Annotated in this window: 5 protein-coding genes; 1 reads left to right on the top strand and 4 read right to left on the bottom strand. The window is 73.3% G+C overall.

Translation table 11 applies throughout. The annotated features are described in order from the left end of the window. Nucleotides 1–165: 165 nt before the first annotated feature. The gene (locus VSH64_RS12410; protein ID WP_326835716.1) at nucleotides 166–1,200 is read right to left on the bottom strand and encodes a GDP-mannose 4,6-dehydratase; all 1,035 of its coding nucleotides are present in this window, start codon (nucleotides 1,198–1,200) and stop codon (nucleotides 166–168) included. A gap of 268 nt (nucleotides 1,201–1,468) precedes the next feature. On the opposite strand from VSH64_RS12410, the gene VSH64_RS12405 reads away from it, so the two are divergent. Further along, the gene (locus VSH64_RS12405; RefSeq protein WP_326835715.1) at nucleotides 1,469–2,266 is read left to right on the top strand and encodes a thioesterase II family protein; all 798 of its coding nucleotides are present in this window, start codon (nucleotides 1,469–1,471) and stop codon (nucleotides 2,264–2,266) included. Nucleotides 2,267–2,320: 54 nt separating this feature from the next. On the opposite strand, the gene VSH64_RS12400 is transcribed toward VSH64_RS12405, so the two are convergent. The 3 genes from VSH64_RS12400 to VSH64_RS12390 form a co-directional block, all read right to left on the bottom strand. After that, complete coding sequence (locus tag VSH64_RS12400; protein ID WP_326835714.1) at nucleotides 2,321–5,068, bottom strand: AAA family ATPase; 2,748 nt, start codon at nucleotides 5,066–5,068, stop codon at nucleotides 2,321–2,323. Between the two features lie 4 nt (nucleotides 5,069–5,072). Next, nucleotides 5,073–5,756 (bottom strand): helix-turn-helix transcriptional regulator, encoded by a 684-nt coding sequence (locus VSH64_RS12395; RefSeq protein WP_326835713.1) that lies wholly within the window; start codon nucleotides 5,754–5,756, stop codon nucleotides 5,073–5,075. A gap of 576 nt (nucleotides 5,757–6,332) precedes the next feature. Then, nucleotides 6,333–9,140, bottom strand: a complete 2,808-nt coding sequence (locus VSH64_RS12390) for an AAA family ATPase (protein WP_326835712.1) — start codon at nucleotides 9,138–9,140, stop codon at nucleotides 6,333–6,335. Nucleotides 9,141–9,143 lie beyond the last annotated feature (3 nt).

Genomic DNA, 9,143 nt, shown 5'->3' with positions numbered 1-9,143 from the left:
GCTCAGCTCAACCCATCTGGACGGCCGCGCGGCGGCATACGTTCGGGTCACGATCCCCACCGAGTCTCTTCCGGCCCGGCCTGGGAAATCCTTAGTTCGCGCCGCCGGTCCGAGACGGCAGAAGGCCCCCGCCGCGGGCAGCGGCGGGGGCCTTCGGGACACGGGTCACCAAGCGGCGGCGAGCAGCACGTCGCCGTAGTCGCGCTCGCGCGCGGCCTGCTCGATGTCGGAGTGGACCATCATCGTCATCAGCTCGGTGAAGTCCACGCTCGGTTCCCAGTCCAGCGCCGCCCGGGCGCGGCGGGAGTCGGCGCACAGCGTCTCGACCTCGGCCGGGCGCACCAGCGCCGGGTCGACCACCACGTGCTCCTCCCAGTCGAGGTCCGCGGCCGCGAAGGCGATGCGCACGGCGTCGCGCACCGAGTGCATCTCGCCGGTGCCGATCACGTAGTCGCCCGGGTCGTCCTGCTGCAGCATCAGGTGCATGGCGCGCACGTAGTCGCCGGCGAACCCCCAGTCGCGCACGGCGTCGAGGTTGCCCAGCGCCAGCTTGTCCTGCAGGCCCAGCTTGATCGCGGCCACGGCGAGGGTGATCTTGCGGGTCACGAACTCCGCGCCGCGGCGCGGCGACTCGTGGTTGAACAGGATGCCGGACACGCCGTACATCCCGAAGGACTCGCGGTAGTTCTTGGTGATGTAGTGGCCGTAGGCCTTCGCGACCCCGTACGGGCTGCGCGGGTGGAAGATCGTGTCCTCCGACTGCGGCGTCTCGGCGACCTTGCCGAACATCTCCGAAGAGGACGCCTGGTAGAACCGGATCAGGCCGTCCTTCGACGCCGTGCGGCTGGCCGAGAGCCCGCTCACCATGCGGATGGCCTCGAGCATGCGCAGCACGCCCATGCCGTTGACCTCCGTCACGAGCTCGGGCTGCTGCCACGACATCGGCACGAACGAGATCGCACCGAGGTTGTACACCTCGTCGGGCTGCACCAGCTCGATCGCCGACACGAGGCTCCGCTGGTCGATCAGGTCACCGTCCACGAAGGACACTTCGGACATCAGCCGGGCGATCCGCGACCGGCGCGGGTTCGCCTGGCCCCGGATCAGTCCCCACACCTGATAACCCTGCGCGAGCAGATGCTCGGCGAGGTACGACCCGTCCTGCCCGGTGATCCCGGTGATCAGTGCGCGCCTGGACATGCTGTCCCCTTCCACCTACGGAAAAGCCACCGCGGCGGTGGCCGGGTAACGCCCCGCACCGGGGCTGACGGAGAAAAGCCGTTGCGACACCGGGGAATCGTCCTCGGCGGCTCGACTCCGACGCTCGCAGCCGCGGCGCGCGGTTGTCAACGCGCGGCGTCCGAAGCTGGGGATTCACCGAGTATCCCCGGCGCGAAGTCTGCACAGTTCCGGGTTCCGTCCGTGCTGGACTGTCCACGACGGAGCCGCCGACGACGAAAGGACCGCCGTGAACACCCCTGCCGCAGTCAACGGCACACGCACCGGCACAGGCAAACCCGGACTCGACCCGGCACTCTGGCTGCGCCGCTTCCGCCCCGCGCAAGGCGCGCCGCGCCGGCTCGTGTGCTTCCCGCACGCCGGCGGTTCGGCCAGCTTCTACCACCCCGTGGCGGCGACCCACACGCCCGGGACCGACGTGGTGGTGCTGCAGTACCCGGCGCGCCAGGACCGCCGGCGCGAACCCGCGATCACCGACATCGACGCCTACGCCGAGGCGGTCGCCGACGTGCTGACCACGCAGCCGCCGAAGCCGACTATCTACTTCGGACACAGCATGGGCGCCGTGATCGCCTACGAGACCGCCCTGCTGCTGGCCGGCACCGCCCACGCCCCGGCGTCGCTGGTGGTCTCCGGCCGCCGCGCCCCGGCCACCACCCGCGACGAACGCGTGCACGAACGCGACGACGCCGGTCTGCTGGCCGAGCTGAAGCGCCTCAACGGCACCGACTCGTCGCTGCTGGACAACGACGAGATCCTCAAGATGACGCTGCCTTCGCTCCGCAGTGACTACCGCGCGATCGAGACCTACCCGACGCGCCCCGGCCGTCCGCTGGCGTGCCCGATTCTCTCCCTCGTCGGCGACACGGATCCGAAGGCCACGCCCGAGGAGGCCGGCCGCTGGCGCGAGCACACCTCCGCGGACTTCCGCCTGCGCACCTTCCCCGGCGGGCACTTCTTCCTCACCACAGCCGCCGCCGAGGTCAACGCGGAACTCGCCCGGGAGCTCGACGGCCTGAAGTCCTGAACACCCGGCGCGGCCCGCGACTCGGCGGGCCGCGCGAAGGCAGCGCGACCGGCGTCAGCCGGCGTCGGCGGGCTCCAGGAGGTACGCCACGTCCGGCAATCCACCACGCCCGGCGATGCCCAGCTTCCGGTACACCTTCGTGAGGTGCTTCTCCACGGCCCGCAGGCTGATCTCCAGATCCTCGGCGATGCGCTGGTTCGCCTGGCCCGCGAGCACGAGCCGCGCGATCCGGGTCTCGGCCGGCGTCAGATCGGCCGGGTGGCTGCCGGTGCCCGCCTCGCCGTGGGGGTGCACGTCGGCGACCCCGCAGGCCTTCGCGAGCTGCTCGCCGCGGGCGAGGTGTTCGGCCGACGCGGCGCGGTCGGTGGCCGCCAGGCGCCGGCCGAGCAGGATGTGGGCCTTCGCGAGTTCCAGCACGCCGAACGAACCGTCGAGCACCGCGATCGCCTCGCGGACCAGGTCCAGCGCGCGCGGGCCTTCGGTCATGCTCGCCCACACGCGCAGCGCGCGGCCGTGCGCGGTCGGCGCGCCCCAGGCGGCGGCGCGTTCGTGTTCTTCCTCGATCAGGTCGTGGGCCAGGGCTTCGGCGCCGAGCCGGTGGTGCAGCCGCGCGGCCCACGTGCGCCACGGCAGCACGGCCGGGTTGCCCCAGCCCATGAGGTCGTATTCACGGCCGCAGTCGAGCAGGTGCTCCAGCGCCACCTCGGCGTCGCCGTTCGACGCCGCGACCACGCCGTCGACGAGGTTGCCCAGCCACGCCGGGATCAGCGCGTTCTCACGCGCCCGGAAGGCCGACAGGGTCCGCCGCGCCAGGTCCGGCACCACCGCCTCGGCCACGATCAGCGCGAGCGTCTCGCAACAGCGCACCGCCACGGCGGTGAACGCCGGATCGGCCCGGTCCAACGTGCGGGCGGCGAGCGTGGCGGCTTCGGTGTGCCAGCCGCGCCGAGCCAGCGAGTACGCCCGCTCGGCCAGCGCGATCTGCGTCTCCGCCGCGGCGTCACCCCACTGCCGGCGCGCCAGCACGGTGAGCGAGGTCAGCCACGAGTCGGCCTGGTCGAGCAGGTCCAGGGCCAACAGCGACCGTACGGCCAGCGGCACGGCCGTCCGCGCATCGGCCGGCGAAGGCGCTTCGCCGAGCACCACTTCGCGCGCGATCCTGGCGCAACGCGGCGCATCCTCGCCCGCGAGCGTCGCGGCGTGCACGAGCACCGCGGCCAGGTCACGGTGGGCGGGAGAACCCGGCGTGGCCGAAGGATCGAGGCGACCGAACTCCGCCACCGTCTCGGTGAACGGGCGCAGCTCACCGAGGCGCGCGTACCGCAGCCGTGCCTCCAGCGCGAGCCGCAGGTCCCGGTCGGCGTCCGCGCCCAGTTCCACGGCCGCCGCGGCGAAGTACGCGGTGAGCGAAGGCGGCGCCAGCTCCAGCGCGAGCGGCGGCACCATCGCCAGCTCACGGGCACGGCGGCCCCGCGTGGTGAGCCCGGGCAACGCCTGCGTCAGGTGCCGCAGCGAAGCCACCGGCGCCGACGATCGCTCCACCGTGGCCAGATCCACGAGCAGCTCCGCGCGCTCGGGTCCCCCGGCCGTGGCGCCGAGCAGCGCCCGCAGCAGACACCGGCGCGCGGTGGCCAGGTCACCGCGCTGCAACGCGTCGCGCCCCGCGGCCTTCAGCAGGCCGATGGCCCAGCCGGTCGGCGGGTTTTCAGCCGCGAGCAGGTGGCGCGCGACCTCTTCCGGCGGCCGGCCGGCTTCGGCGAGCACCCGGGCCGCGCGTAGGTGGCGTTCGGCGGTTTCCGAGGCGGGCAACGAGTTTTCGACGGCGTCGGCGATCGCCGCGTGCGCGAACCACGCCGGTTCGCCGCGCTCGACGAGCCCGGCGGCCGCCAGCGCGGCCAGCGCGGCGGTGCACTCGTCGGCGGTGAGCCCGGTCAACGGCGTGAGCACGCCCGGCCCGGCCGGTTCGCCCAGCACGGCCAGCGCGTACGCCGTTTCCTTGACCGGTGGGCATTCCACGGCCAGGGCCTGGACCGCGCGGGCCCCGACCGCCGCCGGCCGGCACGCGCGCAGGGCCTTCGCCGCCACGGACTGCGGGCGCCGGCCCGCCGCTCGCTGGCTGCGCACGAGCGCGGTGAGGAACAACGGCCGGCCGTGGGAGACCGCGAGGCACGACCGCACGAACGCGTCGTCGCCCGGTTCGCCGAAGCAGTCGGTGATCACCCGCTCCACGCCGGCGCGCGTCAGCGGACGCAGCGCGAGCTCGTGGGCGGTCCGGGCGTAGATGCGGGCCAGTGGCCCGGTTTCGGCCGCACCGGCGCGGTCGTGGCGGCCGGCGACCACGAGCACCACTGGACAGTCCTCAGTGGACTCCGCCAGCAACGCCAGCCACCGGGCCGACCACGGGTCGGCCCAGTGCGGGTCGTCGACGAGGACCAGGAGGGGCCGGCCCGCGGCGTGGGCCAGCACCTCGTCACGCACCCGCGCCGCTTCGATGTCCCCGAGACCTTCGGCGGTCTCGGCTCGAGCGGGCAGTCGCACCGCCGCGTCCGGCAGCGGTTCGAGCATCCGGCGCAGCACCCCGAGCGCGAAGTCGCGTTCGGACCGCACGCCGCCGGCGCGCAGCACGAGCACCGCTTCGGGCCCGTCCTCGAGCACCGCCGCCTCGGCCAGCGCGCCGAGCAGGGCCGAGCGGCCGATGCCGAGCGGCCCCGAGACCGTGACCACGCAGCCTGTTCCGCCGCGTCGCGCGTCTTCGAGGACTCGCGCGACCAGCGCGGTCTCCTGCTCCCGCTCGGTGAGCACGGGCTCAGCGGATGTACTCGGGGCGCACCCGCGGCGGCCACTGGCCGATGCCGAGGATGCCCATCGAATAGCCCTTGGACACCAGCGCGGGGCGGTTGGTGACCTTGAGCTTCCGCAGCAGCGTGGTCACGTGGTACTCGACCCCGCCGCGCGAGAGGAACAGCTTCGCGGCGAGCTGCACCGTCGACTCGCCCGCGGCCACCCCTTCGAGGATGCGGGCGTCGACCTGGCTCAGCAGCTTCTGCTTGCCGCTGGCCAGCTGCGGCGAGTCCGCGCCGTCCGGCTTCACGAGCACGGTGATCGTGTCGACTCGGCCGCCGCTGCGCACGGCGATGCCGGTCAGCTCGCCGGCGAACACCGAGTCGCGCGGGCCCACGGCCACCATCTGCTCGGCGAACCGTGCGTGCTGTCCCTCGGTGAGCCGGGTCAGCTGGTGTTTGAGCTTGCCCTGCACGCTCGGGTGCAGGAACTCGCAGAAGCTGCGGCCGTACACGTCCTTGGCGGTGCGTCCGAACTGCCGCGAGAACGGCAGATTCGCTTCCCGCACCCGCAGCCCCAGGTCGAGGTTGGCCATGCACATCCCCGACTGTTCGAAAAGCGAGGTGTAGATGTCCCGGTATTCGTCCGCGTTGCGGTCCATGGTGGAAGCCGACGGCGCCGGCTTGGCGATGACTGCACTGGAATTCATCGGTATCGACCATTCCTCTCAGGTCACGCGAGGCCATGATCTGCCGGCCGGAGGAGAATCGGCCGACATATGACGATTGATTTGTTGATCTCAGTCTATGGATGGAAAACCAACCAAGTCAACAGCGCCGGAGCCTCCCCGCTTAAGGCTGCGGTCCCCCCGCGGGATGGTTCGGTACGGTGCGGTCGGCCGCGGTACGGTCACCCCTGACCAGCACAGATGCGAACCACCCCAGCGTAGTTCACCTCGCGTTCGCCCGCCCGCCCCGCCCGGGTGACTACCGGCCCGCTCCCACACGGACGAACACAAACCCACATCGCCCGTCCGTGCCCCTGAGGCCACCCGGAACTGCCCGAATGTCGGACGCCACGAATAGCCGCACAAACCCGCTCAGACCTGAATATTCTTCATCGCGACGATCGGATCCATTCGCCGACGGCTATTGTTGTGACACTCGCCGATTGTCCGCACCACGGTTTGACGGCAATTGTGCCGCCAATTCCCGGCCATCGGCACACGAAGGACCGCGAGGTCACCGGAGGAAGAACTGCGCACGACACCGGCCGAGCGGCCGCGTCAGCCGTTTTCGGGATCGGCACCGAGCGCCGCGGCCAGGTCCGCGCGGCCGTCGATGCGCAGCTTGCGGTACGCGCTCGTGAGGTGTTTCTCCACCGCGCGCCGGCTGGTGCCGAGTTCGTCGGCGATGTCGGTGTTGGTGAGGCCGCGGGCGGCGAGCCCGGCCACGGTGGCCTCTCCGCGGGTGAGCTCCGAGCGGATCACCGGCGACACGGCGGAACCCGGCTGCGCGGCGAACAACCCGTCGGCCTCGGCGCCGAGCCAGTGGGCGCCGCACTGTTCGGCGAGCCGGCGGCCGCGGGCCAGCACCCGCTCGGACTCGTCGCGATCGACGTCGCGCAGCACCTCGCCGAGCTTGATCAGCGCCTTCGCCTGCTCGAACCGGTCGACCGAGGTCCGCAGCACCTCGTCCGCCTCCCGCAACAACTCCAGCGCCCGGTCGCGATCGGGGTGCACCGAGGCCCGGATCCGCAGCGCCCGGCCGAGAGTGGTCGGGGCGCCCCAGTGGAGTGCGCGCTCGTAGTTGTCCTCGGCGAGGCGCACCGCGTCGTCCTGGCGGCCCATTCGGTGCGACAGCACGGCGGCCCAGGTGCGCCACGAGTGCATCGCCGGGTTGTACCAGCCGGCCCGGTCGAGCCGGCGTCCACTGTCGAGGAACTGCGCCAGCGCCATCGGCAGGTCGCCGCGCTGAGCGGCGAGCGCCCCGCGCAGCGAACGGCGGATCTCGAACAACCGCAGATCACCCGGCGGCGCGCTGTCGAGCACCCGGGCCGCGAGCGGCCGGTCGCGCAAGGCGAACGCGACCAGCCCGAGCACCACCGACGGGAGCAGCACGGCGTCGGGCCACGAACGGTCGACGAGATCGAACGCGCGCACCGCTTCCGCGCGCGCCTCCACCAGCCGGCCGCAGCCGAGCAGGAGCAGCCCGCGCTGCGCGCCGACGAGGGCCTGGGGCGTCGGATTGCTGTGGCGGCAGGCGTTGTCGTACGCGGCGTCGAGCCAGGACCAGCCCGCGTCCACCGCGTCGGCGGCCATCAGCACGGCCGGCAGCGTCTGCAGCGAGGCCAGCGCGCCGTAGGTGTTGGTCGGATCGTGCGCGAGCAGCCGCCGGGCCTGGGCGGCGACCACGTCGGCCGTGGTGCTCGAGCCCAGCGTCGCGGCCATCAGCAGCACCACCCGCAGCTCGCGTTCACCGGCGGTCGGGCCGTGGGGGTGATCACGCAGCTCGGCCAGCCGCCGCGCGGCCGCCGCGAGCCGCGCCGGCTCCCCGAGACCCGAGAACCACACCCGCGCTTCGAGCCGCAACGCCACTTCACGCTCGTGCCCGGACAGCTCTTCGGCCGGCCCGAGGCGCCCGGCGACTTCCCGGACCAGCTCGGCCACGAGCGGTCCCTCCCCCGCCACCGGCAACGGGATCCACGTCGCCACGGTCGCGCGCTCGCGCACCGTCGGCAGCAACGGCGCGGCCTGCGCGAGGTGGCGCACCCCGGAACCCGGGTCGACGTCGAGCTCGGCCGCGGCCAGCTCCACGAGCAGCCGCGCGCGTTCACCGCTGTCCGGCGGCAGGTCCAGCAACGCGCGGCGCAGGTACCGCCCGGCCGGCGACGGCGCGGCGCGGCGCCGGGCCGCCTGGGCCGCCGCCCGCAGCCGCTCGACCTCCCACCCGGCGTGGATCACGTCCACCTGCAGCAGCTGCGCGGCCACCGCTTCCGGCGGATAGCCGCCCTCGTCGAGCAGACCGGCCGCTTTCCGGTGCAGCGCCGAGCTTTCCCGTGCGTCGAGCAGCTCCTCGACCACGCGGTTGAGCGACGGGTCGCGCACGGCCACCCGGTCGCCGGACACCGTGAGCCAGCGATCGCCCAGCGCGCTGAGCGCGGCCGCGCGGCCGGCGGCGTCGACCTCGCCGAGGCGCAGCACCAGTTCCAGCTCGGCGTCACCCCCGAGCACCACCAGCGCCTTCGCGAACGCGGCGACTCCGGGCGCGCGCCGCAGCAGGAACTGCACGCGTTCGCGGCGGAACGCCGTGCCCAGTTCCCGGATCCGCTCGCAGTCGGCGGCCTTCCCGGTCACCCGGTGCGACAGCGCGCGATCGAGCAGCGTGCGCAGTTCCTTCGGGCTGCCGGACGTCACTTCGTGGCAGGCGGTCGCGAACCGCGGCGCGTGATCCGGGCCGAACTCGCGCGCCACGAGCCGGGCCGTGGCGTCGGCAGAGAGCGGGGCGACGCGCAGATGGCAGCGGGCGCCGGCCACGATCTCCTCGATCAGCGGGTCCGACCCGCCGGCGCCGTCCTGCAGTACGGCCGCGATCAGCACCCGCGTGCCCGCGAGCCGGCCGGCCAGGAAAGCCAGCGCTCGCAGTGAGGGTTCGTCCACCCAGTGCAGATCGTCCACGAGCACCACGACCGGACGCTGCGCGGCGAGCCCGACGAACAACGTGTGCAGGCCGTGCAGCACGCCCGCCGTCTCGGCCAGGGCCTGGTCCTCGCCCACCACCGGTGCGCGGCCACCCGTCAACGGGTCGAGCAGCGCCCGCGCGACCGGCGGCACCGGCGCCGGGTCCTCGGCCGAAAGCAGCGGCAGCACGAGCTGGCGGACCACGCCGAGCGGAAACCCCTGTTCGATCTGCGCGCCCCCGGCCCGCAGCACGCGGGCACCCAGGCGGGTCGAAGCGGCCGCGAGCTCACGCAGCAGCGCGGTCGACCCCGCGCCCGCCGGGCCGCCGACGAGCAGCACGGCTCCCTCGCCCGCCTGCACCTCCAGCACGGCCTTCTCCAGCACGGCCAGCTCGGGTTCGCGTTCGAGGAGCACCGA

This window comes from Amycolatopsis rhabdoformis, assembly GCF_035918295.1.
Classification (GTDB): domain Bacteria; phylum Actinomycetota; class Actinomycetes; order Mycobacteriales; family Pseudonocardiaceae; genus Amycolatopsis; species Amycolatopsis rhabdoformis.
The sequence above is the reverse complement of the archived record's forward strand: the minus strand, read 5'-3'. Positions and strand labels throughout refer to the sequence as shown.

What these genes read in the sequence shown, in the direction of transcription:
- VSH64_RS12410 (WP_326835716.1), bottom strand. Translation starts at nt 1,200, where the DNA reads ATGTCCAGGCGCGCACTGATCACCGGGATCACCGGGCAGGACGGGTCG.
- VSH64_RS12395 (WP_326835713.1), bottom strand. Translation starts at nt 5,756, where the DNA reads ATGAATTCCAGTGCAGTCATCGCCAAGCCGGCGCCGTCGGCTTCCACC.